The sequence below is a fragment of the Rhodococcus sp. 05-340-2 genome (assembly GCF_002258915.1).
In the GTDB taxonomy this organism is placed as follows: domain Bacteria; phylum Actinomycetota; class Actinomycetes; order Mycobacteriales; family Mycobacteriaceae; genus Rhodococcoides.
Genome location: NZ_NOYU01000038.1, coordinates 149,314 through 172,517, shown reverse-complemented (window position 1 = coordinate 172,517; position 23,204 = coordinate 149,314). Strand labels below are relative to the sequence as shown.

The 23,204-nt window shown below is 66.3% G+C and carries 22 protein-coding genes and 1 tRNA gene; 15 read left to right on the top strand and 8 right to left on the bottom strand.

The features are described 5' to 3' along the window. The first annotated feature begins 28 nt into the window (after positions 1-28). From CH271_RS23465 to CH271_RS23455, 3 genes are all read left to right on the top strand, one after another. Entirely contained in the window at positions 29-1,294 is a 1,266-nt protein-coding gene (locus CH271_RS23465; protein WP_052048028.1) for a multidrug effflux MFS transporter, read from the top strand. A 36-nt stretch (positions 1,295-1,330) separates the two neighbouring features. Further along, positions 1,331-1,807, top strand: a complete 477-nt coding sequence (locus tag CH271_RS23460) for a DUF309 domain-containing protein (protein WP_094635047.1) — start codon at positions 1,331-1,333, stop codon at positions 1,805-1,807. 106 nt (positions 1,808-1,913) lie between these two features. Continuing rightward, positions 1,914-2,609: a hypothetical protein gene (locus CH271_RS23455; RefSeq protein WP_141216979.1), complete on the top strand. Its 696-nt coding sequence runs from the start codon at positions 1,914-1,916 to the stop codon at positions 2,607-2,609. On the opposite strand, the gene CH271_RS23450 is transcribed toward CH271_RS23455, so the two are convergent. After that, positions 2,587-3,351, bottom strand: coding sequence for a deoxyribonuclease IV (locus CH271_RS23450; RefSeq protein ID WP_037195492.1), 765 nt, complete (start codon positions 3,349-3,351; stop codon positions 2,587-2,589). The genes CH271_RS23455 and CH271_RS23450 overlap by 23 nt on opposite strands. Before the next feature lie 75 nt (positions 3,352-3,426). Between CH271_RS23450 and CH271_RS23445 the strand changes: the two genes are divergently transcribed. From CH271_RS23445 to CH271_RS23425, 5 genes are all read left to right on the top strand, one after another. Beyond that, positions 3,427-4,161 carry an ABC transporter ATP-binding protein gene (locus tag CH271_RS23445; protein WP_037194862.1) on the top strand — a complete coding sequence of 245 codons (735 nt, stop codon included), beginning with the start codon at positions 3,427-3,429 and terminating at the stop codon, positions 4,159-4,161. Between the two features lie 68 nt (positions 4,162-4,229). Further along, positions 4,230-6,752, top strand: coding sequence for an ABC transporter permease (locus CH271_RS23440; protein WP_094635112.1), 2,523 nt, complete (start codon positions 4,230-4,232; stop codon positions 6,750-6,752). 183 nt (positions 6,753-6,935) lie between these two features. Continuing rightward, positions 6,936-9,509: an alpha/beta fold hydrolase gene (locus CH271_RS23435; RefSeq protein WP_094635045.1), complete on the top strand. Its 2,574-nt coding sequence runs from the start codon at positions 6,936-6,938 to the stop codon at positions 9,507-9,509. Positions 9,510-9,608: 99 nt separating this feature from the next. After that, positions 9,609-10,523, top strand: a complete 915-nt coding sequence (locus tag CH271_RS23430; RefSeq protein WP_094635044.1) for an alpha/beta fold hydrolase — start codon at positions 9,609-9,611, stop codon at positions 10,521-10,523. Beyond that, positions 10,520-11,158, top strand: coding sequence for an LON peptidase substrate-binding domain-containing protein (locus tag CH271_RS23425; protein ID WP_037194867.1), 639 nt, complete (start codon positions 10,520-10,522; stop codon positions 11,156-11,158). Before CH271_RS23430 ends, CH271_RS23425 begins: the two co-directional genes overlap by 4 nt. 52 nt (positions 11,159-11,210) lie before the next feature. On the opposite strand, the gene CH271_RS23420 is transcribed toward CH271_RS23425, so the two are convergent. Further along, positions 11,211-11,284: transfer RNA gene (locus tag CH271_RS23420), tRNA-Met, on the bottom strand. A gap of 79 nt (positions 11,285-11,363) precedes the next feature. Between CH271_RS23420 and CH271_RS23415 the strand changes: the two genes are divergently transcribed. After that, positions 11,364-12,143, top strand: coding sequence for an enoyl-CoA hydratase/isomerase family protein (locus CH271_RS23415; protein WP_094635043.1), 780 nt, complete (start codon positions 11,364-11,366; stop codon positions 12,141-12,143). Here CH271_RS23415 and CH271_RS23410 read toward each other — a convergent pair. Then, complete coding sequence (locus CH271_RS23410) at positions 12,126-12,782, bottom strand: DUF998 domain-containing protein (protein WP_094635042.1); 657 nt, start codon at positions 12,780-12,782, stop codon at positions 12,126-12,128. The genes CH271_RS23415 and CH271_RS23410 overlap by 18 nt on opposite strands. Before the next feature lie 65 nt (positions 12,783-12,847). On the opposite strand from CH271_RS23410, the gene CH271_RS23405 reads away from it, so the two are divergent. Together CH271_RS23405 and CH271_RS23400 are read left to right on the top strand one after the other, a co-directional pair. Next, a complete protein-coding gene (locus CH271_RS23405; RefSeq protein ID WP_179274783.1) occupies positions 12,848-13,411 on the top strand; it encodes a TetR/AcrR family transcriptional regulator in 564 nt (187 codons plus the stop codon). Then, positions 13,408-14,748 carry an ABC1 kinase family protein gene (locus tag CH271_RS23400; protein WP_094635041.1) on the top strand — a complete coding sequence of 447 codons (1,341 nt, stop codon included), beginning with the start codon at positions 13,408-13,410 and terminating at the stop codon, positions 14,746-14,748. Before CH271_RS23405 ends, CH271_RS23400 begins: the two co-directional genes overlap by 4 nt. Positions 14,749-14,783: 35 nt before the next feature. Here the strand turns inward: CH271_RS23400 and CH271_RS23395 are convergent, their stop codons facing one another. Further along, on the bottom strand, positions 14,784-15,761 hold the full coding sequence (locus CH271_RS23395; protein WP_037194869.1) for an NADPH:quinone oxidoreductase family protein: 978 nt from the start codon (positions 15,759-15,761) through the stop codon (positions 14,784-14,786). Positions 15,762-15,866: 105 nt separating this feature from the next. Here CH271_RS23395 and CH271_RS23390 point away from each other — a divergent pair, with 105 nt between their 5' ends. Next, complete coding sequence (locus tag CH271_RS23390; RefSeq protein ID WP_094635040.1) at positions 15,867-16,550, top strand: dienelactone hydrolase family protein; 684 nt, start codon at positions 15,867-15,869, stop codon at positions 16,548-16,550. Continuing rightward, positions 16,537-17,445: an amidohydrolase family protein gene (locus tag CH271_RS23385; RefSeq protein ID WP_094635039.1), complete on the top strand. Its 909-nt coding sequence runs from the start codon at positions 16,537-16,539 to the stop codon at positions 17,443-17,445. The genes CH271_RS23390 and CH271_RS23385 overlap by 14 nt, the downstream gene beginning before the upstream one ends. Positions 17,446-17,454: 9 nt before the next feature. On the opposite strand, the gene CH271_RS23380 is transcribed toward CH271_RS23385, so the two are convergent. Further along, positions 17,455-18,303, bottom strand: a complete 849-nt coding sequence (locus tag CH271_RS23380; protein WP_094635038.1) for a patatin-like phospholipase family protein — start codon at positions 18,301-18,303, stop codon at positions 17,455-17,457. Between the two features lie 28 nt (positions 18,304-18,331). Beyond that, positions 18,332-19,186, bottom strand: a complete 855-nt coding sequence (locus tag CH271_RS23375) for an alpha/beta hydrolase (protein WP_094635037.1) — start codon at positions 19,184-19,186, stop codon at positions 18,332-18,334. 166 nt (positions 19,187-19,352) lie between these two features. Between CH271_RS23375 and CH271_RS23370 the strand changes: the two genes are divergently transcribed. Then, a complete protein-coding gene (locus CH271_RS23370; protein WP_094635036.1) occupies positions 19,353-20,537 on the top strand; it encodes an alkane 1-monooxygenase in 1,185 nt (394 codons plus the stop codon). Between the two features lie 7 nt (positions 20,538-20,544). On the opposite strand, the gene CH271_RS23365 is transcribed toward CH271_RS23370, so the two are convergent. Continuing rightward, entirely contained in the window at positions 20,545-21,747 is a 1,203-nt protein-coding gene (locus tag CH271_RS23365) for an ATP-binding protein (protein ID WP_094635035.1), read from the bottom strand. A 228-nt stretch (positions 21,748-21,975) separates the two neighbouring features. Here CH271_RS23365 and CH271_RS23360 point away from each other — a divergent pair, with 228 nt between their 5' ends. Further along, entirely contained in the window at positions 21,976-22,443 is a 468-nt protein-coding gene (locus tag CH271_RS23360) for an alpha-isopropylmalate synthase regulatory domain-containing protein (protein ID WP_094635034.1), read from the top strand. Between the two features lie 140 nt (positions 22,444-22,583). Here CH271_RS23360 and CH271_RS23355 read toward each other — a convergent pair whose 3' ends face one another. Continuing rightward, positions 22,584-23,099 carry a hypothetical protein gene (locus tag CH271_RS23355; RefSeq protein ID WP_094635033.1) on the bottom strand — a complete coding sequence of 172 codons (516 nt, stop codon included), beginning with the start codon at positions 23,097-23,099 and terminating at the stop codon, positions 22,584-22,586. Positions 23,100-23,204 lie beyond the last annotated feature (105 nt).

The window sequence follows — 23,204 nt, the reverse complement described above, 5'->3', positions numbered from 1 at the left end:
AACGTGTACCCCGGTTGCTGAACCTCGGGTGGCCCAAGCACCGAACACGTCAGCAGCCGAGACAGCCGTAGCCGAAGCACCGGCAACGAACACGTCCCCCGAGCCGACGTCCAGGGAACGCCTGCGGGTGATCCTGGTGCTCGGCGCGCTCATCGCGCTCGGCCCACTGACCATCGACATGTATCTGCCGGCCCTTCCGGCCATCGCCGACGACCTGAACACGTCCTCGTCCGCTGTGCAGCTCACCCTCGCGGGCACCCTCGTCGGTCTTGCCCTCGGTCAGCTGATCATCGGGCCGCTCTCGGACATCGTCGGCCGACGCCTGCCCCTGATCGTCGGCACCGGAGTGCACATCCTGGCCTCGGTCGCGTGCATCGTGGCTCCCAACATCGCCGTTCTCGGTGGCCTCCGCGTCGTGCAGGGTCTCGGTGCTGCAGCCGCAGCCGTGGTCGCGATGGCCATCGTGCGCGACCTGTTCAGTGGCCGCGCCGCCGCGACCGTCCTCTCACGCCTGATGCTGGTCATGGGCGTCGCTCCCGTGCTGGCCCCATCGCTCGGCGGTGCCGTGCTGCTGGTCGGATCCTGGCGTCTCGTGTTCGCGGCTCTGGCGATCATGGGTGTTGCTCTGATGACGTTGGCGATCGTGTCGCTGCGCGAAACGCTTCCACCCGAGCGTCGCCGCGCCAGTGGAGTGCTGCCGGTACTGCGCACCTACCGTTCACTGCTGCGTGACGCCCAGTTCGTCGTTCTCGTCCTGGTGGCCGCACTGGCGATGGCCTCGCTGTTCGCCTACATCGCCGGGTCGTCGTTCGTTCTGCAGGAGGAGTTCGGCCTCGACGAGCAGCAGTTCGCGATCGTCTTCGCCGCCGGTGCCATCTCCCTCATCGGGGCTTCCCAGCTCAACGTCCTTCTGCTCGGACGCTTCGCACCGGTGCAGATCGTGCTGACAGCGCTGTCCTTCGCGGTGTTCGCCGGTGCCGTCATGACGGTCCTGGCGATCACCGGGGTCGGCGGCATGGCCGGGTTCGTCGTCCCGCTGTGGTTCGTGCTCGGGGCCGTCGGGTTCGTGATGCCCAACGCGCCTGCGCTCGCGCTGTCCCGGCACGGTGAGGCTGCAGGCGGAGCCGCTGCCCTCCTCGGAGCAGCGCAATTCGGGCTCGGTGCCATCGTTGCGCCTGTCGTCGGCGCACTCGGAAACGACGCGGTGGCCGTGTCCACCACGATGGTCGCGACCTCCGCCGCCGCACTGGTAGCACTGGGTGTCATCACCGCGCGCTCGTCTTCGCGCCTATGAGCTCGGTGGGGGCCACCACACACTAGGGTTTTCGCCATGGCCGAACGCGAACGTGATGCGCACGGTAAACCCCTCAATGCCAGGCCTCGTGACGGTCTCGGGCGGCCCCTCGCGCGCGGTGGCAACGGAACCCCACGGGTGCCCGACGACCTCCGGCTTCCTCCCACTGCTGCTCTGGTCGAAGCGCAGAGATTCCTCGACGCGGACATGCCGTTCCATGCGCACGAGGTACTCGAGGGCACGTGGAAGAGTTGCTCGCCCGACGAGCGTCCGTTGTGGCAGGGCCTCGCCCAACTCGCCGTCGGGTTGACTCATCTGATGCGCGGCAATCGCGTCGGTGCCGGTTCGCTGCTCCGGCAGGGACACGACCGACTCATCGGATTCGAGTGCGATCCTCCGCATCACGTCGACGTCACCGGCCTGCTGACCTGGTCGGAGGGCCTGCTCGTCGAGCTCGAGACCGGACGGTTGCCGGTGGCCCCCGGTATTCCGGCGCTGCGCGCTATCGACTGAACCGATCCCGACAGGGGGCGTCCTGGCGTCCGATCCCGACTCGAGCTAGCCTGGTGAAGGTTAGGTAAGGCTAGGACAATCTGCTTCGGAAGTGGGGTTCGTCGGCGTGACCGTGTTCGCACCGCTCAGACTCGTGCACCGCGAGACGATCAGCCCGGCCCAGCTCGGACGCACTCTCTGCACCGAGGTAGCCGAACAGGTTCCGTACTGGGTCGCAGTCCTGACCCCGGCGGAGCGACCGTTGCTCACCGAACGGTCGACGGAATTCGAGCAGGCATCGGTGACGTTCGCGTTGCCCGACGGCGCACACCGCCGCCGCGTTCTGCTGCTCGCGGCCCTGGGTTCGGCCGTGTCCACGTGGCAGGCGAACAACCACCGCGGCTCCTCGGCCGGCGTGCTGGTCGACCTCGATCTCGAGAACACCGGTGCAGTGCACCCGGTCCGGCTTCCTGCGCTTCGCACCGACGCTCTCGCCGTCCCCTCTCTCCGCGAGCACCTCGTCGACGACGTCTCGAGGCGGCTGGGCTCGGTGCCGAACGGCGGCCGCGACTACGCACTGACTCGCAACTATCCCGCGCTGGCCTCGCGCGCAGGAGCTCAGATCATCGTGCGTGAGGATGCACTGGCAGAGCCCAGCCGCGATCACGCCATCGACTTCGGGATCTCCGTGACCGATGCGGGTACCGCGACGGCGCGCATCACCTGGGCTGCGAACCTGCACGGCGTCGACGAACTGATCCGACTGTGGTCGGCGGCCGTGCACAGCCTCGCACTCGCCACTACAGGCTCTTCAGCAGCCTGACGTCGTCCTCGATCCCCTCGGGGGGAGTTTCGAGGATCACCGGCGCGTCGGCAGCCAGTGCGACGGCGGTCAGAATCTCGGCGTCGATCGTTCCCGTGCCGAGGTTCGCGTGCCGGTCTCGCGCCGAGTCGAACTCGTCGCGCGAATTGTTCAGGTGCACCAGATCGATTCGTCCGGTGATGGCCTTGATTCGGTCGACCACGTCGACGAGATCCTCGCCCCCGGCCCACGCGTGACAGGTGTCCAGACAGAATCCGGCACCGAACTCACCGATCGCGTCCCACAACCGGGCGATGTCGTCGAAGTGGCGCGCCATCGCGGAGTCTCCGCCCGCGGTGTTCTCGACGAAGATCGGCACCGCGAAGCCGCCCTGCTCCGCTTGGCGCTCGAACAGCTTGCGCCAGTTGTCGATTCCCTTGGCAGTGTCCTCGCCCTCACGGACGTGGCCGCCGTGGACGACCAACCCGATGGCCCCGATCTCGGCCGCAGCAGCGGCCTGCTCGATGACGGCCTTGCGCGACGGAATACGGATCCGATTGTTCAGGCTCGCCACATTGAGGACGTAGGACGAGTGCACCACCACGTCGACGTCGCCGGTCAGCAACGCCTCGCCCTGAGGGTGCGGGGAGAGCTTGTTCCACTTCTGCGGATCGGTGAGGAACATCTGGACGAGGTCGACGCCGAGGGCCTCGGCCGTGCCGAGAGGGTCGCTGCTGTCGCGGACGTGGGCTCCGATGCGCATGACGCCCATCATAGGGGTGGTGTTCAGGGTCTCCCCTGATAGCGACGGGCGCAGAACGCTGGAACACTGGCACCCATGAGCGACATCGCCGCACGTGCGGTCAACGTATCGAAGGTCTACGGATCAGGGGACACCCAGGTCCACGCACTGTCCGGGGTGAGCGTCGACTTCGCTCGCGGAGAATTCACCGCCATCATGGGCCCGTCGGGTTCGGGGAAGTCCACGCTCATGCACTGCCTGGCCGGCTTGGACAACGCATCCTCGGGAACGGTGACCATCGGCGACACCGAGTTGACGGCACTCTCCGACAAGGAGATGACCGGATTGCGAAGGGACCGAATCGGATTCGTGTTCCAGGCCTTCAATCTGGTGCCGACGCTCACCGCGCTCGAGAACATCACGCTGCCCCTCGACATCGCCGGCCGCACGCCGGATCAGGGATGGCTCGACACCGTGGTCGACCGACTGGGCCTGCGCGACCGCCTCGATCACCGCCCCAGCGAGCTCTCGGGCGGACAGCAGCAGCGAGTGGCATGCGCCCGCGCACTGGCAGGTCGACCCGACATCGTGTTCGGCGACGAGCCCACCGGCAACCTCGACTCCCGCTCGTCCGGCGAGGTGCTGTCGATTCTGCGCACTGCCGCAGACGAATTCGATCAGACCGTCGTCATCGTCACGCACGATCCGCGCGCGGCCAGTTACGCCGACCGCGTCGTGTTCCTCGCCGACGGCGCAGTCATCGATCAGCTCAACGCGCCCACGGCCGACGCCGTACTCGAGCGGATGAAGAAGCTGGAGACGGTCCGATAATGGCGCACTCGGCCTCCAAACACTCGGTCGCCGACAAGGCCCCACGCCGGGCCGCGTCGGGCAATCCCATGCGCAAGGTTTCGCTGAGAAACCTTGCTGCACATAAGGTTCGCCTTGCTCTGACCGTGCTGTCCGTCGTGCTCGGCACGGCATTCGTCGCGGGTTCCTTCGTGTTCACCGATACCCTCCAGCGCACCTTCTCCTCCCTGTTCGCCGATACCGCGCAGGGCGCGGACGTTCGCGTGAGCCCCGAGGACGCACGCTCGTCCGGCGTACCGAACGAGGACATCGCGGCGATCTCGACGTTGCCGAACGTGCGCGCCGTGTCGCCGTACGTCGGCGGGCAGTTGGTGCTGCTCGGCTCGGACGGTGCCGCCGTACAGTCCGGCGGCGCACCGACCATCGGTGAGTCGTACCTCCCGGACGACCAACGACTCGGTGATCCGACCACCTTCGTCGACGGTTCGGCTCCCACCGCTCCCGGTCAGGTCACGATCAACGAAGGTGGTGCCGAGCGCGCGGGACTGAAGGTGGGCGACGCCACCCAGGTCCTCGTGCCGTCCAAGGGCATCACCGACGTCACGATCAGCGGAATCTATTCGACGGCAACCGAATCCGGTGGCTACATCGGAATCCAATTCGTGCAGAGCCAGGCGAACGAGCTGTTCACCGACGGTGCCCACGTGCAGTACATCGACGTCGCGGGCAACGATCTGGCCGCGCAAGGGCTGACCCAGAGCGATCTTCGCGACGAGATCGCCGCGGCGTTTCCCGATCTGAAGGTCCAGACCGCCGCGGACGTACAGGCCGAGACTCAGGCCGAGGTCGAGTCGGCACTGTCGTTCATCAACTACTTCCTGCTCGCCTTCGGCGGGATCGCCCTGCTGGTCGGCACCTTCATCATCTACAACACGTTCTCGATGATCGTCGCTCAGCGCGTCCGCGAACTGGCACTGCTGCGCGCCATCGGAGCCAGCCGCGGACAGGTCAGCCGATCGGTCGTCCTCGAAGCTCTGGTCGTAGGCGTCATCGGCAGCATCCTCGGCTTCGTCGGCGGAGTAGGGCTGGCCTACGGGCTGCGGGCGCTGCTCAACGCCTTCGACCTGGGCCTACCGTCGGGACCGCTGGCACTGGAGCCGCGCACCGTTGTCGTCGCGTTCGCCGTCGGCATCGTCGTCACCGTGCTGAGCGCGTACGCCCCGGCACGGCGGGCGGCCAAGATTCCACCGGTCGCCGCGATGCGCGAGGAGTTCGCCTCTGCGGGCGACACCCTGCGCACCAGGACGTTCGTGGGCGTCGGCCTGGGAATCGCAGGCGCGGCCGCACTGATCATCGGCGCGCAGTCGACCGGCGGGGCGGCCGCTGCCACGGTCGGCGCGGGAGCCGTCGCGCTGATCGTCGCCACCGCACTGGCCGCGCCGTCGCTGTCACGGCCGGTGGTCGGCGCGCTCGGTGCCGTCATCACCCGTCCGTTCGGAGCGATCGGGCGCTTGGCCAGGACCAATTCGGTACGCAACCCACGACGCACCGCGGCCACCGCCTTCGCCCTGATGCTCGGCCTCATGCTCGTCACCGTCATCGGCGTGCTCGGATCCACTGCCAAGGCCAGCGTCGACTCACTCGTCGACACCGGCGTCGAGGCGGACTACATCCTCTCCGGTCCGCAGTCGATCGGCGTTCCGACCGGTGCCACGACCGCTGCACAAGAGGTGACCGGCGTGGACCGCACCGCGGTACTGCACCCGGTGTTCGTCACCATCGCGGGCCAGGAGGAGTACGGTGCCGCCATCGACGGCTCTCCCGAGGGACTGCTCGAGCTGTCGATGGTCCAGGGCACGGCGGACCTGGACAGCGACGGATTCTCGGTGTCGGAAACCGAAGCGGCCAACCGCGGATGGACGGTCGGAACCGAGGTCACCTTCGACACCGTGGACGGGGCGTCGGTCCCCGTGACCGTCACCGGTGTGTTCACCGACAATCCGCTCATCGGGAATTGGATCGTCTCCGGCGACATCTACCAGGAGGTGACGCCGTCCATCACCCGGTCCGACATTCTGGTTCTGATCAAGGCCACGCCCGGTACCGACCTGGACACGCTGCGAACCGATCTCGAAGCGGCGACCACGCCGTTCGTCGTCGTCCAGGTTCAGGACGTCGAGGAGTTCAAGGGCAGCCAGGGTCAGCAGATCGACACCCTGCTCGCCGTGCTGTACGGATTGCTGGCTCTGGCCGTTGTCATCGCCGTGCTCGGCATCGTCAACACGCTGGCCCTGTCCGTCGTGGAGAGGCGTCGGGAGATCGGCATGCTGCGGGCCATAGGAATGCAGCGTCCACAGGTTCGTCGCATCATCTATCTCGAGTCGCTGCTCATCGCACTGTTCGGCGCGATCGTGGGCGTCGTCCTCGGCATCGCGTTCGGGTGGGGATTCGTGCAGACTCTGCGCGACGAGGGCCTGGGCACCATGACCGTGCCGTGGGGCCAGGTGGTGGCGATGCTGCTCGGATCGGCCGTCGTCGGTGTGTTGGCGGCGCTGTGGCCAGCCGTTCGAGCCGCACGCACGAAGCCGTTGGAGGCCATCGCGGACCTGTAGGGACAGGCCCGAAACAGACCGGGCATTCCGCAACGTCACCCGATTGTTGTGGAATGTCCGGTTTTCCGCTTGCGTAAAAAGGCCATGCGCGTCTACCTTTGAGTCGGTAAAACAGTCTCAGAGACGGTTTGTGAGTCACAAACCGACTCCGTCATCACGGGTCGGGCTCGTGCAAGGAGAATCATGTCGATTCAGGACATCGATGCGCCGACCCGACTTTCTCTGGCCCCGTTGTGCCGGCCCGAACGCCGCGACACCCTGATGGCCCGCTACCGCGAGGTGGCTCACGCCCTGCCCGATGCCGTCGCACTCGACGTCGACGGCACCTCGCTGACCTTCGACGAGCTCCTCCACCGCGCCTACTCTCTGGCTCGCAAGATCGCCACTCTCTTCCCCGCCGATTCTCGGCCGCTCGCCGTGGACACCGACGCGACGACGAATTCGATCGTGCTGATGCTGGCCGTCGTCGCCGCGGGCCATCCCCTGGTGCCGCTCGACCCCATGCTTCCGGCCGAACGCCGCGCCACGATCATCGACCAAGCAGCCGCGACGGCGATCGACTCCGCCACCGTGGCCGCCGCCATGGACTCCTGTGTTCCGCTGCCGACACTGTCGGGCGACCACACCGCGGTGATCAACTACACCTCGGGATCCACCGGCACCGCCAAGGGCGTGATCCTGAGCCACCGCATGTGTCTGACCAAGGCATACGAGGTTGCCAACGCGTTGGCACTGAGCCCACACGACCGCGTCGGAAACTCGCTTCCGGTCAGCTTCGGTGCCGGCTTGAACACGTTGTTCGCCGGCCTGCTCAGCGGCGCCGCCGTTTACTGCCGCGACCCCAGGTCGGGTGTCCCCAGCAGCACCGTCGAGTGGACTGCCGCGCATTCCCTGACGACGCTGCACTGCTCGTCGTCGCTGCTGCGCGCAGTCTCCGCAGTCGATCACGGACCCACCGAGCACACAGCAGGCGGGCGCGGGGCCGTACCGACGCTGCGGGTGGTCATCACCTACGGGGAATCCCTGCACTCCGACGATGCCGACGGCTTCCGGCGGCGGTTCGACAGCCGAGCGACGGTGGTCAACTGGTACGCGACCACCGAGGCCGGTGCCGTCGCCTACGGCGAATACCCGCTCGAGCGAGCGCTGCCGTCGGGCTTTCTCCCCGCAGGCAGACCCATCCCGGGCAAGCTCGTCGAGGTCGTCGCCTCCGACGGTTCGACGTGTGCACCCGACGTGATCGGCGAAGTACGGGTGACGTCGAGCTGCTTGGCCGACGGTTACCTCGGCGGTGCCGGTCTGGACTCCCAACGATTCGCCGCGCTCGGCGACGGTCTGTTCCGGTACCGAACCGGCGATCTGGGACGACTCGACGAACACGGGACACTGCACCTGGCCGGACGCATCGACGACGCCGTCAAGGTGCGTGGCTACCTGGTGGAGCCGGCCGAGGTCGAGGCAGCGCTGCGCGCCATGCCGGAGATCGGCGACGCAGCGGTGATCGGCAGGACCTCCGGCACCGATACCGACCTGGTGGCCTACGTGTGCTCGGCTCGTTCCGGTCGGCGACCCTCCGTGGGCGAGATCAGAGCGTCACTGCGCCGGACGCTGCCGGAATGGATGGTGCCCACCCACATCGTCGCGCTCGACGCGATGCCGCGAAACGAACGCGGCAAGGTCGACCGAAGTGCACTGCCCGAGCCCGCCGATCGACGCGTCGAACGCACGGCAGTCGGCCCGACCGAGTACATCGTGGCCGAGGCCGCGCGCACCGCGATCGGGCTGGACACCATCGGCCGGGACGAGGATTTCCTGGCGCTGGGCGGCAACTCGCTGACCACCACGGCGATGCTTGCCCAACTTCGCGAGAGCCTGAAGATCGATCTGACGCCGGAGGATGTGTTCGCGGCGACCACTGTTCGAGCGCTGGCCGTGACAGTCGATGCCCGCCTCGAGGACGCGGCAACTGCGCGTCGGCGCACGACCGGCGAACACGATGTGCTCGTGCCGCTGCGCACGGAGGGAAGCAAGGCACCGATCTTCCTGGTCGGCGGAGCAGGCGTCGGTGCGATGGCGTTTCTGAATCTCGTCAAACACATCGACGACGACCGCCCCGTGTATGCGTTGCAGGCGCACGGCCGCGGCAAGCGCGGACGCCCGGACCGCACGATTCGGCGAACCGCGAAGCGCTACGTCGACGCCGTTCGCACAGTCCAGCCCGAGGGCCCGTTCCATCTGGTCGGTCATTCGCTCGGTGGCTGGATTGCCATCGCGATGGCGGAGGAGATCCGAGACTCCGGCCTCGGAACTCCCCACCTGCTGCTCCTCGACACGCGACTGTTTCGGCATCTGCTGGACAGGTTGCCCGGGGGTCGCGAAGTTCCGGCTGCTCCGCCGGCTCGGACGCGCGAAGACGCAGGCTTCCACCTCGGCCGCATCGGCACCGCTGCCCTCTGGCTACGGATGCAGTTCGCCGGGTTGCTGCGGTACCCGACGACGATGGAATGGTTGGTTTTCGCAAGCATCGGGTACGTGGCGTTGAACAAGCACGTTCCGACACCATGGTCGGGTTCGATGACCGTGGTTCGCACAGCAGAGAACGTGAAAGATCTCGAGTCGTGGCAGACCGTCGGTCGTGGTGAGCTGACCTTCGTCGACATCTCCGGGGATCACGTCGACATGTTGCGGGAACCGATGGCCGCGTACTTGGCCGAGACGATCACGAACACCTTCGACGACGCGGGCCTCGCACGCTGACCGACGGTCTGTCGCAGTGTCGGCTCAGCTTGTACGTTTGTGACCGAGGCTCACCGAGCCACGCGACGACCCGGGAATCACACGACGAGGAGGTCGACCATGAGTTCATCGTACGAATTGCAGTCGGTAGAACTACACAAGGACGTCCTGCGATACGTGGACATGGGCGACGGCCCGCCCGTGATTCTGGTGCACGGCCTGCTGGGATCGCATCGGTCCTGGGGCCCGCAGCTCGAACGTCTGTCGCACAAGTATCGGGTCATCGCGCCCGACCTGTTCGGGCACGGAGACTCCGACAAGCCGACCGGCGACTACTCGCTGAGTTCGCACGCGGCCACCATTCGCGACCTGATGGACCACCTGAACATCGACTCCGCACCGATGGTCGGTCATTCGCTCGGCGGCGGCATCGTCATGCAGCTGACGTATCTCTTTCCCGAGCGAGTCGATCGCCTGGCGCTGGTCAGCAGTGGCGGCCTCGGTCCGGAGGTGAGCCTGGTGCTCAAGGCAGCGACGCTGCCCGGCAGTGAGCTGGTGTTGCCGCTGCTCGCATCGGACTGGTTCCGTAGGAATACCGAAGGCGCGCTGGCGCAGTTGGGCAAATGGGGTCTGCCGGTCGCGCCGGGACCCAGCATGGCCGAGACCTGGAGGTCGTTCCGGTCTGTCGCAGACCGCTCCACCCGTGGGGCGTTCCTGGCGTCGACGCGGGCCGTGGTGGGCCCGCGGGGGCAGACGGTCAGCGCGAAGCAACACTTCGAGAAGTTCGAGTCCATTCCGTCGCTGCTGGTCTGGGGCGGCAAGGACCGGATGATTCCCGCCAAGCACGCCGACAACATTCGACGCGAGGTTCCGAACAGTCGCGTCGAGATCTTTCCCGACGCCGGCCACTTTCCCCAGCTCGACGAGCCGGACTTCTTCTTCCGACTGCTCGACGAATTCCTGGACTCCAACCGGACCGAGAAGAGCGCGCCTGCGGCGATCACCCCGGCGGCTGTTCCGTTGCAGCACCCGTGAGCGTGACACCGATGTTCCCGCTCGGCAGCGTGCTGCTCCCCGGCGAACGACTACCACTGCACATCTTCGAGCCGCGCTACCAAGCCCTGGTGCACGATTGCCTGAAGCAGGACGATCCGAGCTTCGGCGTAGTACTCATCGCGCGCGGGCACGAAGCCGGCGGCGGCGACGTCCGGCACGATGTGGCCACGACCGCACACATCATCGGTCACGAGTCCATCGGCGACGGCCGCTATCTACTCGAATGCGTCGGCGGTGAACGGATCAGGATCGACGCCTGGCTCCCGGACGACCCGTACCCACTGGCCGACGTTCGAGCATGGCCGGACGAAGACACGGACGCGGTGATCGCCGACACCGAATTCGACGCCACCTGGGCGCGGATCGAGGATCTCTACGAACTGATCGGCCGACTCGAATCGGCGGAGAACGTGGCCACACCGGGTGTTCCGGACTTCCTGGGCCTGCCGATCTCGGCCGCCGAGAAGATCTGGTCGCTGGCAGCACTGATTCCGATGGGTCAGTCCGATCGACTCGACATCCTGTCCGCGCCGGACGCCAGAGCACGCATGACCGCTCTCGACGACGCCATCGAGAATGTCACCGCCGTCGTGCAATTCCGATTGCAACCCTGAGACAGAAACACGTCAGGCCCGACATCATCGATGTCGGGCCTGACGTGCGTAGTAGCGGGGACAGGATTTGAACCTGCGACCTCTGGGTTATGAGCCCAGCGAGCTACCGAGCTGCTCCACCCCGCGTCGGGTGTTCACCACGCTACATGCCATCTCGGCAGTCTCCCAATCGCCAGGTCAGCCGCAGGCTCTACGGTTCCGAAGTATGACCACCGCGCTTTCTCCCGTCCTGACCTTTCCGCACGCCGGCGTCGCGCAGATCACGCTGAGCAACCCACCGGTCAATGCACTGACCCGTCCGGCGACGCGGCGACTGCGCGCCCTCCTTCTCGAGTTGATCGACGATGCTGCGGTCCGGGCGGTCGTTCTCACCGGCGACCGGGTGTTCAGTGCCGGCTCGGACATCTCCGAGATGCCCGAGATGCAGGACGGCGGTGACGTGCTCGCCCGCAAGAGCATTCTCGAGAACGCCACCCTCGAGATGCTCGACGATCTACCGCTGCCCACGGTCGCGGCAATCGACGGATTCGCGTTGGGCGGCGGCCTCGAACTGGCGCTGTGCTGCGATCTCGTCGTCGCCGACGAGGGGGCTCGACTCGGACTCCCGGAAATCGACCTCGGTGTGATCCCCAGCAGCGGCGGGTCCATGCGTGCGCTGCGGCGGGTCGGTCAGGCGCGCGCCGCCGAACTGGTGTTGCTCGGCGAGCCCATCCCGGCCGAGACCGCTCTGGAGTGGGGCCTGATCAATCGAGTCGCGCCGCGCGGACAGTCCTTGTCGGTGGCTCTGGGATTGGCGCAGGCGCTGGCGCGAAAATCCCGCTCTGCTGTTCGGGCGAACAAGCGCGCCCTCGCGCTCACGTTCGGCGAGTCCCCAGGCCTGCCCGCACGACGGGCATTGCCGGTGTTCGAGGAGGCGTTCGAGTCGGCCGACGGCAAGGAAGGCGTGCGCGCCTTTCTCGCCAAGGAGTCACCCGAGTTCGGATAGGCGGCGCTTGACCAGAATCGTTGCGCCGGTGACGATCTCCCATCCGATGATGGTGTAGACCGAGATGCGCTCGAATGTTCCGCCGCCGAGGATTCCGGTGTCGGCGAGAAACAGCGCCAGCCCCACCAGTCCTGCCACTCCTGCAGTCGCACTGCCCACGGTGTACCAGCGCGGCGCACCGACGCGGCCGCCGTATCGTCCCGCGGCCAGCAGCACCAGATTGCCGCCGACGATCGCCATGCCTGCACCCACCGCATGGGGCGTCGATGCCCCGTCGACCGAGGCGTGGGCGAGCCCGACGACGATGCTGCCGACACCGTGCACAACGGAGGTGCCGGCCAGGATCCACCGCGCCCGGCCTTCGAAGAGCACGGACAGTCCCAGCCCCGCCAGGAGGAACAACGTGCCGTCGACGACGAAGCCGGTGTTCATCACCGCGTGCAGCGGCGAGATGTCGGGGATTCCGAGGTCGCTGATGTTGTTGCGGGCGTAGCTGTACGGCCGGTCCGTCCAACCGAGCGCGGCCACGGCTTCGGCGGCCAGATACGTCACCCCGCCGACGAGGAAGGCTCCGGCTGCCAGGACGGTAGTTCTCTTCACAGCTGCATGACCCATCTCGGCTCGACCCCGATGGGTCATTTCGCAGGCTCCACTCCCGGAGCCCCGATACACCCGTCGTGTACCGATTGGTACAGTACCGGCTCATGAGCGATCGCCACGACGTGGTGCCGGTACTCGCAGGGGTGTTCCGCGACCACGGATTCGACGGGTCGACCCTCGCGGTCATCAGCAAACAGACCGGCCTGGGGAAAGGTAGCCTCTACCACTACTTTCCGCGTGGAAAGCAGGAGATGGCCGAGGCCGTCCTCGACGACGTGGAGCGGTGGTTTCACCACAACGTGTTCGAGCCGCTGCGACACGGCACCGATGCCGCGTCGACCACCCACGAGATGTTCGAGCAGACCGCGCGATACTTCCGGTCCAATCGTCTGGTGTGCCTGTTCGGAGCGTTCACGCTCGGTCTCGAACGTGCGGTGTTCTCGGGCCGCGTCACAGCGCATTTCACCCACTGGATCGACGCCCTCACGCCGGTACTGCGCCGGCTGGGACACGGCGACTCGGCAGCCGAACTGGCCGAGGAGATCGTGGCCGGGATTCAGGGCGCGTTGGTGCTCTCACGCGCCTCGGACGATGCAACGCGGTTCGATCGACTGCTGGCACGCCTGGAAGCCTCGGCAGCACGGGTGCCTGCGGGGGTGCACGTATGACACCGAAGCCGGCACCCGAGCTGAAGACTTTCGGAATACGAGAACTGCTGCGGCTCATCGTCATCGGATCGGTGTTGGCGTACTTCCAGCTCGTCGCGATCGGCCGTTGGGTGCGCGCGCCACGGCGCGGGTGGCCACTGCACGCCTCGGAGGCCGTCGTCGACGCCTTCTTCGTACTCGGACCCACCTTCGTCAAGGTCGGTCAGTTGATGGGGTCCTCGCCCGGACTGTTTCCCAAGGTTCTCGCCGATACCTGTCTGCGCTGCCTCGACGAGGTGCCACCGTTCCCCGGTTCGCAGGCGCGCGCGGTGATCGAGGCCGATCTGGGTCGCGGAATCGACGACCTGTTCTCCTCGTTCGACGACGTACCGCTCTCGTCCGCCTCGGTCGCTCAGGTGCATCTGTGCGTGCGCCGCGACAACGGCCGTGAAGTGGTCATGAAGGTGCAGCGGCGAGGCATCTACCACCGCATGAAGATCGACCTGCGCATCGCGTACCTCATCGCCCGCGGACTCGAGAAGTTCATTCCGTTCTTCGCCACGGCCAACGCGTCGGCGATCATCGTCGACCTGCACGCCGCTACCTTCGCCGAACTCGACAGCGCCGTGGAAGCCAAGCGCCAGGACAGCTTTCGCGCGGCCATCGGTGCGTTCGACGACAACGCCCACGTCACCGCGCCCGAGGTGTTTCTCGACTACTGCGGTGGGCGCGTCATCTGCATGGAACGCATGCACGGCTCCCCACTCGACCGTTACGAGCCAGGAGAGCAGTCCGAGCTCATCGTCCGCCGCGCCGCCAAGGTCTGGATGGAAGCCCTTGTGCTGCACGGCCTCTTCCACGGCGACGTGCATGCGGGCAACGTGTGGGTCCTCGACGACGGCAGAGTGGCATTCCTGGACTTCGGAGTCATGGGCGAGGTGGACGAGCAGTGGCGCGCGCTTCTGCTCGATCTCTTTCACGCCACCGTGATCGACGGCGACTTCACCCGGCTCGCCGGTACCGTCAAGCGGCTGGGAATCGTTGCCCCGCAGATGGGTTCCGACGCCGAGGTCGGCGCGATCCTGCAGTCGGTGTTCGCTCCGATGCTCTCGGCAACTCTCGCGCACTTCAGCCTGGCGGACTTCATCCGAGCGCTGGTGAACATGGGCAAGCAGTACAAGACATCGAGCCCGGAGGAATTGATCCTGGTGGCCAAACAACTCGGCTACTTCGAGCGATACGCCATCGAACTCGCCCCGAACTGGGCGCTCGGGACCGATCCGTTCGTGTTCAAGAACGTCTTCCCCGCCGAGATCGCGGCACTGGCCGAGGCGAGGGGCGTCGAGCTGCCGGAGTGAACCGGCAGCTCGACACAGCGTCAACGGGTGCTGAGTCAGTGAGTGAAGTCGAGCACCACTTTGCCTGCCGCAGTGCGGTTTTCCAGAGATGCGATGGCGGCAGCCGCATCGGCGGCCGGGAACACCGACGGCTCCGGCGCACTGAGCGATCCGTCGGCGAGGAGCGGTTCGATCTCGGCCCACTGGGTGGCGAGGTAGCCCGGGCGCGTCATCCACCATGCACCCCAACCGACGCCGACGACATCGACGTTGTTGAGCAGCAATCGGTTGACCTTGACCGTCGGGATCTCGCCACCGGTGAAGCCCAGCACCAGGATTCGGCCCGACGGTGCAAGCGAGCGGATGCTGTCGGTGAACCGATCACCACCCACCGGATCGACGACGACGTCGACGCCACGGCCGCCGGTCAGTTCCTTGACCGCGTCCTTCCAACCGTCGACCAGCACCACGTCGGTGGCTCCGGCGGATCGCGCGATGTCGGCCTTGGCCTCCGTGCTCACGACGGCGATGACGCGAGATGCGCCGAGCACCGGAGCCATTCGCAGCGCGGAGGTTCCGATGCCCCCTGCTGCGCCGTGCACCAGAACCGTCTCGCCCGGCGCCAAACGGCCACGTTCCCGGAGCGCGAAGTGCACCGTCAGGTCGTTGAACAACAGCCCAGCGCCTGCGGAGAGGGACACCGACTCGGGCAGCGCGAACACCGTGTCCGGGGATACGACGGCGACCTCGGCCATACCGTCGCTCAGCCCCGTCAGTGCGGCTACTCGATCACCTGCGGAGAAGCCGGACTCCGGCGGTGCCGACCGAACGATGCCGGCGATCTCGCTGCCGGGTACGAACGGCAACTCGGGCTTGTACTGGTAGAGCCCGCGGGTGAGCAACGCGTCGGGAAAGGCGACGCCCGCAGCATGGACCTCGATGACCACCGACCCGTCACGCGGGGCGGGTTCGTCGATGTCCACCACACTCACCGAGTCGGGTCCGTCGAGGCTGGAGATCTGTACCGCGCGCATGAATGGTCCTCTCGGTCGGGATCGTTCCCTCACGCCACCGTACAAAACAACAGAACTCACCGTGGCTACCGGCATGCGCGAACAGGGGTGTGCTCCAATCGACGGATGAACACTCCCCTCACCGTCGTGCGGCCCGAGGGTGACGCCCGCGGCGGCGTCATCGTCATCCAAGAAGCCTTCGGCGTCACCGACCACATCGTCGACGTCTGCAATCGGGTCGCGGCCGCAGGTTGGGTCGCGGTCGCTCCGCATCTGTTCCACCGGCAGGAGGGCGTCACCGTGCTCGACTACACGGACATGGACTCGGCCATGGCGGCCATCGGGAAATTGAAGGCGGACGAGGTGGACTCCGACGTGGACGCGGCAGCCAGTGCCCTCGCCGAGCTCGGATTCGAGCCCTCGTCCATCGCCATCGTCGGTTTCTGCATGGGCGGCACCGTTGCGTTCCAGACCGCTGTCCGACGGCAACTCGGTGCGGCAGCGACGTTCTACGGCGGCGGAATCACCAAGGGCCGCTTCGGTTACCCCGCGATGGCGTCGGTGGGTGACGCCCTCGCGACACCCTGGCACGGCTTCTTCGGAGACCTGGACGAGGGCATCCCCTTCCAGGAGGTGGAAACGCTGCGCGAGATCACCGCAACGTCCCCGGTCGACACCGAGATCACCCGTTACGCCCACGGCAAGCACGGGTTTCACTGCGACGACCGCCCCGCGGTGTTCGACGCCGATGCCGCGGCCGACGCCTGGGGCAAGACTCTCGAGTGGTTCGACGCCCATGTCGCACGCTGAGCCACCCCGCTCCGACGCCGAACTCGCGGAGGAGACGGAACATGTCGTCGCCTTCTGGACCGAGCTGTCGCTGCCCGGACTGTTCGACGTCCACACGCACTTCATGCCGAAGAACGTGATGGACAAGGTGTGGAATTACTTCGACAGCGCAGGGCCGCTGACGGGCAGCGTCTGGCCCATTTCGTATCGTTTCGCCGAAGACCGACGGCTGCAGGTCATTCGAGGTTTCGGGGTACGGCACTTCACCTCGATGATCTACCCGCACAAGCCGTCGATGGCCGCGTGGCTCAACTCGTGGGGTGCCGACTTCGCGGCCCGAACCCCCGACTGCCTGCAGACCGCCACCTTCTACCCCGAGGACGGGGCCACCGAGTACGTCGAGCAGGCGTTGACGAACGGCGCTCGAATCTTCAAGTCGCACATTCAGGTCGGTAACTACTCACCGAACGATCCCCTGCTCGACGGCGTCTGGGGCGCACTCTCGGACGCACAGGTACCCGTGGTGATCCACTGCGGGTCCGGTCCGGCACCCGGCACCCACACCGGACCGGAACCGATTGCCGCACTGCTGCAACGGTTCCCCCAGCTCCCGTTGATCATCGCGCACATGGGCATGCCCGAGTACGTCGACTTCCTCGACCTGGCCGATCGCTACGAGAACGTTCGACTGGACACCACGATGTCGTTCACCGACTTCTCGGAGGCGGGCGCACCGTTTCCGAGACACGAGCTGCCACGACTGCTCGATCTGCAGAATCGCATTCTGTTCGGCAGCGACTACCCGAACATTCCGTACCCGTATCTGCACGCCCTGCAGGCAGTAAGCCGACTCGACCTGGGAGACGACTGGGTTCGCGCAGTGTGCTGGGAAAACGGGGCTGCACTGTTCGGCTAGAGCAGTTCTCTAGCCGACCCAGAACTCGGCAATACGCTCGGCGATGGCATTGCCCTGCGCACGTCCGGCCACGGCCGCGGCCGATCGGACGGCGATGTCGGTGGCGTCGGGTCCGATGGCAGCCGACGAATCGGCGTCGGGTGCAATCACTTCCACCTTCGAGCCACCCTTGACCAGCCGCTCTCGTTCGATGTCGAAGGGATCGTGCTCCAGGTCGAGTGCGCCGACTCTGAACACCAGTACCTTCTCGAAACCGACTGCCAGATCGGCGTTTTCGCTCGCGCGGATACCTCCGTCGACGTAACGATGATCGCCGATCGTCACCGGGGGCCACATTCCCGGGATGGCGCAGCTCGCGGCCACCGCGTCGACCAGTTGAACGCCCGAGCCACGGTCGAGAACTCGATGCCGGCCCGTCAGCGCGTCGACGGTGACGATCCGCAGATCGCGGCTCGGCCACGAGTGCGACGGCAGCCGTCGTTCGATGATGGCCCTGCGCTCACGCTCGGTGATCGTCGAGGCCGCCAGTGCCTCGGCACCGATGCGCCTGCGAGTGTCGATGGCACTGCCGTCCGAGTTCTGAGCCGCTCGAGCCAACATGGAGACCAGTTCGTCGATGGTCGCCTCGGCATGCGGTTCGTGGTCCTGCTTCGCCTCGTCTGCCTGACGCTCGAACAGTTCGGCCAACGCGGTTCCGCTCGAGATCTGCGCTGCCACCGAGGAGCCTGCCGATGTTCCCAGCAGCATCTCGGCATCTGTGACGTCGGCTCCGGATTCTGCCAATCCCAGTAGGACACCCGTCTGCCACGCAATACCTGCGACTCCGCCGCCGCCCAATACGAGTGCTCGCCTGGTCATGGTCGTACTCCTTCTTCGAAAAGATCCGTCAGGAACTTACAGCGCCGGTGTGTACACGTGGACGCAGCCAGTCGATGAGATCGTCGAGTACGCGCTCCTTCTCCGGTTCGTTGAACACTTCGTGGAACAGCCCGTCGTACGTTTTCAGGGTCAGGTCGTCGGATCCGGCGAGTTCGGCGACGAGTTCGCTGCCCGAGACATCGGCCAATCCGTCTGCCGTCCCGTGCTGGAGCAGCACGGGAATCTTCAGCGACGGCAACCGCGCGGGGAAGGTCTCCCCGACGCCGAGCATCGCTGCGGCCAGGCCCGCCGGAACGGTGCCGTGGTAGCCCAGCGGATCGGCGACGTAGGCGTCGACGACGCTCTTGTCGCGCGAGACGAGCTTGGGGTCGAGTTTCAGTACGGGCATTGCCGGTAGGAATCGTCCGAGGACCTTGCCGACCGCCACCAGGGCTTTCGGCTGACCCACACTGGGAGCCACCGCGGGCCCGGACAGCATCAGACCGTCGAGGTCGCCCTGATGGTCCAGTGCGTACGACAGTGCGATGGCACCGCCCATGCTGTGGCCGAGCAGGAAGGTGCGCTGATCGGGATGCTCAGCAGCTGCGATGCCGAACAGCGTGTGCAGGTCGTCGGTGAAGTCGGACCATTTCTCCAGCGACACCCGTTTGCCCCCGGATCGCCCGTGTCCGCGGTGGTCGGGCGCGTAGACGACGAGACCGAGCGAGCCCAGCCTTTCGATGACGTGCCGGTACCGGCCTGCGTGCTCGGCCAGGCCGTGGGCCAGCACCACGATCCCGGTCGACGTGGTTTCGGGGGTCCAGACGTCGTAGACGATTCGGGTTCCGTGGACTCCGACGAACGACGACTCGACATGCTTCATTCGGTCACCGTACAAGGGCAGCGGGTCGTGCGACGGCCCATCGGCGAACCCGCAAAGATTCGCTCGAGTAACTATCCTGGTCGAGCGGGCGATGTCATTGTGAGACGCCACTACCGCCCTGCCTCGGCCCGAGGCTCGGCCACAACCCAGGAGTTACGAATCCAGAATGCGTGATGAGTCCGCCACTAGCACGTCGCCGCGGTGGCGCGACCCGAAGCGCTATCTGTGGCCGCTGGGGTTGATCATTCCCCTGAGCCCGTTCCTGGCCTGGGGTCTGGTGTCGCTCCTCGGCCCCGGTGCGTTCTGGACCCTCGGCCTGATGATCATGGGCGTCGCACTGCCACTGGTGGACAAGTTCGCCGGAGTGGACCGCAGCAATCCCCCGGACGAGGCGATCGCCGCACTGGAGAAGGATCCGTACTACCGCTGGTGCGTGTACCTGTTCCTGCCGCTGCAGTACGCGGGGCTCGTCGCCGCCTGTTATCTGTGGGCGCACGGGCCGTTGGGCGTTCCCGAGCGAATCGGCCTGGCCATCACGGTGGGCATCGTCGGCGGCGTCGGCATCAATGCCGCCCACGAACTGGGGCACAAGCGCGAGCTCCGCGAGCGTTTGCTCTCCAAGGTGACGCTGGCGCAGACGCTCTACGGCCACTTCTACGTCGAGCACAACCACGGCCACCACCTCCGCGTTGCCACCCCGGACGATCCGGCATCGGCGAAGTTCGGCGAGTCGTTCTGGAAGTTTCTGCCGCGCACGATCGTCCACGGGTTGCACTCGGCCTGGGACCTCGAGTCCCGACGCCTCGCTCGGCAGGGCATGTCGAGGTGGACCCACAAGAATCACCTGTTCAATGCCGGTGCCATGAGCGTATTGCTGTTCGGCGTCCTGATCGCCGTCTTCGGCACGGTGATCGTGCCGTATCTGTTGATTCAGGCCGCGATCGCCATCGTCCTGTACGAGGCGGCCAACTACCTCGAGCACTACGGATTGCTGCGACAGAAGCGTCCCAGCGGTCGATACGGAAAGCCGACCCACCGGGACAGCTGGAACAGCGATCACCTCTGGAGCAACCTGTTCCTCTATCACCTGCAACGTCACAGCGATCATCACGCGAATCCTGTGCGTCGATACCAGGCTCTGCGCACCGTCGACGAGTCCCCGCAGCTACCGGCCGGCTATGCGGTGATGATCTTCTGCGCGCTGGTACCGCCACTGTGGCGCAAGGTGATGGATCAACGGCTGATCGACTTCTACGACGGTGACCCGGAGCTCGTCAACGTCGACCGTTCCGACCCCAAGGCAGTGCGGAAACTCGAGCGACTGTGCGTCGAGCGAGCCGAGGCACACTAGGCGGCCGTCACACCGCTGCTGGTTCGTCGGTCTGTGCGCGCAGATAGCGGCCGAAGTGCGGCACCGTGAAGGCGATGGTGCCCCGCTCGGCCGAGTAGATCAGGCCCTTCTTGATCAGTCCGTCCCTGGCGGGAGACAGTGACGCCGGCTTGCGCCCCAGCTCGGTCGCTACGGCAGAGGTCGGCACCGAGCCGTCGTCCACCGACAGTTCGGCCATCGCACGCATGTATTCGCGCTCGGCAGGCGTCGCACGCTCGTAGCGGGAACCGAAGAATCCGACGGCCAGTTCCTCTTCCGCCGTCGGGGCAGCGACACGCACGTCCTCGACGGTGATCGGGGTGTCGGCGGCGAGATCCCATGTCGCCTTGCCGTAGGCCTGCACGAAGTACGGGTAGCCGTCGGCGGCCGCATACAGCGCGTCGAGCGCGTCGGGGGTGAATTCGACGTCCTCGCGATCGGCCGGGGCGATCAGAGCCAGGTCGGCCGCGGCTCGTTCGAGTCGGCCGATCCGGTGGTAGCTGAAGAGGCGCTCGGAGTAGCTCTTGGACGCCGACAGCACCGCAGGCAGGTGCGGCAGCCCCGCCCCGACGATGATCAGCGGCGCGGTGTCCTGACTGAGCTCGTGGCAGGCGGCGCACAGTGCGGAGATGTCCGCGGCACCCAGGTCCTGCATCTCGTCGATGAAGATGGCGATGCCCACGCCCACGTCGCCGGCCAGCGCGGAGGCGTCAAGCAGCAGTTCCACGAGGTCGATCTCGATGTCGCCGGAGTCGGCGCGGCCTGTCTTCGCCGGAACGTCGATGCCGGGCTGCCACCGCTCCCGCATGCCCTTGTCGGCCGTGGAGCGCAGGGCGAAGGCCTTGAGCACACCGAGGAATTCGTCGACGCGTTCGGGATCGCGATGCGAGGCCGCGATGCCGCGGACCGCCATGTGCAGCGCCGACGACAGCGGTCGACGCAGTTCCTGGTCCGGGCGGGCCTCGATCTTCCCGGTGCCCCATCCACGGGCGATGGCCGCGGATCGGAGCTGATTGAGCAACACCGTCTTCCCGACGCCTCGCAGCCCGGTGAGTACGACACTGCGCTCCGGTCTGCCGCGGGTGATGCGTTCGAGCACGACGTCGAAGGCGTCGAGCTGCTTCTTTCGGCCTGCGAGCTCGGGTGGGCGCTGGCCGGCGCCGGGAGCGTAGGGGTTACGCACGGGGTCCATGGGGCCAAAGTTACAACGAATCGTGCGATATATGCGGACATCTAGTTCGTGTCCTAGAGATCGGAATTCACTCGATACTTGCGCGCGGCTGCGGCGAAGGGCTACTTTCTGGGGTGTGAAGCGCATTCTCGTAGTACGCCGCCGTAGCGGGGTCTGATTCGGACCGACCCCTCGCTGCGGGTCGTCGTGCTCTCTCGGTCCTCCCTTCACATTCGGAAGACCACCCTCATGAATTCACTTGCTTCCACCTTTGCCACAGATCCGTTCCATGCCCGCTTCGGCTGCGCCCTGCCGCGCACGATGCGCGACGAGATCACCTGGCAACACATGTCGTGGGCACACTTCGCCGACCGCTTCTCGCCCACCACCGGACCGCTTCGACTGGGGTCATGGACTGCCGACAGCGCAACTGGCGGTCGGACTGCTTTCGACGCGACCTTTGGCGTCGGCGACACGATCATCGCTTGTGCGGCAACGACTTACGGGCCGATCGAAGCATTGACGTCGATGCTCCACGACGCCGGATTCCGCATCGAGATCCTCTCGTTCCACCAGCAGATCATCGGCGACGAGACCGCCACCTTCGTCCTGGCCGAGCACGACGGTCGCCGCGAATGGTCGATGGGCATGGATGCCGACGCCGACCTGTCGTCGATCAGGGCCATCCTCGCCGGGGCGAACATCCTGCATCGGTAGCCAAAACTCCGAGTTCGCAGTTGTGCAGCAATAAAGACCCTCGTTGTCCGCACAACTGCGAACTCGACGCGCACAATCTCCTGCATCGGTAGCACTTTCTATCCCCGTCTAGCATTCATGCCAGACAGGCACAGATCTCGCTAGGGCATCTCGATCGTCTCGGCGCGGCGCACTTCGGCCAGTGCGTACCGCAGGTAGGTCTCGGCGCGGCCGCGGCGCACTGCGAGAAGGTCGGCGACCACCAGTAGTGCATGCGCCGGACGCGGCCTCATACGCGACTGCTCTTCGACGTCGGAAACCCCCAGGGCCCCGGTGAGCACCTCGACGAACCCGGCGATGTCCAGATTCGGCAGCCAGTCCGCGGCGCGCACGGTTCGGCCCAGCACCTCCTGGACGTTCTCGCCGGTCAATCCATCGCTGTATACCTCTTCGAGCAACGTGCGTACCATTTCGGCATGCACTCGACCGGCCTGTGCCGAGTCCGAGCGGCCCAGAAGTTCGACGGCGTCGTCGAACGCGATCGGATCCCGCGCCGCCACAGCGGCGAGGGCATCGTTCGTGGCATCGGCGATCCTTCGCACCTCGGCGGGCCATTCGGCAGGCCAGGTGATGGGGACGGTGCTCGGGGGAACAGCCGCTGGGGAGGGGTCGGTCATCACAGCAGTCTCTCACTCGACGCCGACACGGTTCCTATTACCTGTAACTGGTGTTTATACTAAAGCGCGCACTGTGGCATCGGCCACACATGCGGATGTGGAGGA

Bases quoted from the DNA above. Each gene is read 5' to 3' on its own strand.
- CH271_RS23460 (WP_094635047.1), top strand. From the start codon at position 1,331: ATGGCCGAACGCGAACGTGATGCGCACGGTAAACCCCTCAATGCCAGG.
- CH271_RS23450 (WP_037195492.1), bottom strand. From the start codon at position 3,351: ATGCGCATCGGAGCCCACGTCCGCGACAGCAGCGACCCTCTCGGCACG.
- CH271_RS23445 (WP_037194862.1), top strand. From the start codon at position 3,427: ATGAGCGACATCGCCGCACGTGCGGTCAACGTATCGAAGGTCTACGGA.
- CH271_RS23440 (WP_094635112.1), top strand. From the start codon at position 4,230: ATGCGCAAGGTTTCGCTGAGAAACCTTGCTGCACATAAGGTTCGCCTT.
- CH271_RS23435 (WP_094635045.1), top strand. From the start codon at position 6,936: ATGTCGATTCAGGACATCGATGCGCCGACCCGACTTTCTCTGGCCCCG.
- CH271_RS23430 (WP_094635044.1), top strand. From the start codon at position 9,609: ATGAGTTCATCGTACGAATTGCAGTCGGTAGAACTACACAAGGACGTC.
- CH271_RS23415 (WP_094635043.1), top strand. From the start codon at position 11,364: ATGACCACCGCGCTTTCTCCCGTCCTGACCTTTCCGCACGCCGGCGTC.
- CH271_RS23410 (WP_094635042.1), bottom strand. From the start codon at position 12,782: ATGACCCATCGGGGTCGAGCCGAGATGGGTCATGCAGCTGTGAAGAGA.
- CH271_RS23405 (WP_179274783.1), top strand. From the start codon at position 12,848: ATGAGCGATCGCCACGACGTGGTGCCGGTACTCGCAGGGGTGTTCCGC.
- CH271_RS23400 (WP_094635041.1), top strand. From the start codon at position 13,408: ATGACACCGAAGCCGGCACCCGAGCTGAAGACTTTCGGAATACGAGAA.
- CH271_RS23395 (WP_037194869.1), bottom strand. From the start codon at position 15,761: ATGCGCGCGGTACAGATCTCCAGCCTCGACGGACCCGACTCGGTGAGT.
- CH271_RS23390 (WP_094635040.1), top strand. From the start codon at position 15,867: ATGAACACTCCCCTCACCGTCGTGCGGCCCGAGGGTGACGCCCGCGGC.
- CH271_RS23385 (WP_094635039.1), top strand. From the start codon at position 16,537: ATGTCGCACGCTGAGCCACCCCGCTCCGACGCCGAACTCGCGGAGGAG.
- CH271_RS23380 (WP_094635038.1), bottom strand. From the start codon at position 18,303: ATGACCAGGCGAGCACTCGTATTGGGCGGCGGCGGAGTCGCAGGTATT.
- CH271_RS23375 (WP_094635037.1), bottom strand. From the start codon at position 19,186: ATGAAGCATGTCGAGTCGTCGTTCGTCGGAGTCCACGGAACCCGAATC.
- CH271_RS23370 (WP_094635036.1), top strand. From the start codon at position 19,353: ATGCGTGATGAGTCCGCCACTAGCACGTCGCCGCGGTGGCGCGACCCG.
- CH271_RS23365 (WP_094635035.1), bottom strand. From the start codon at position 21,747: ATGGACCCCGTGCGTAACCCCTACGCTCCCGGCGCCGGCCAGCGCCCA.
- CH271_RS23360 (WP_094635034.1), top strand. From the start codon at position 21,976: ATGAATTCACTTGCTTCCACCTTTGCCACAGATCCGTTCCATGCCCGC.
- CH271_RS23355 (WP_094635033.1), bottom strand. From the start codon at position 23,099: ATGACCGACCCCTCCCCAGCGGCTGTTCCCCCGAGCACCGTCCCCATC.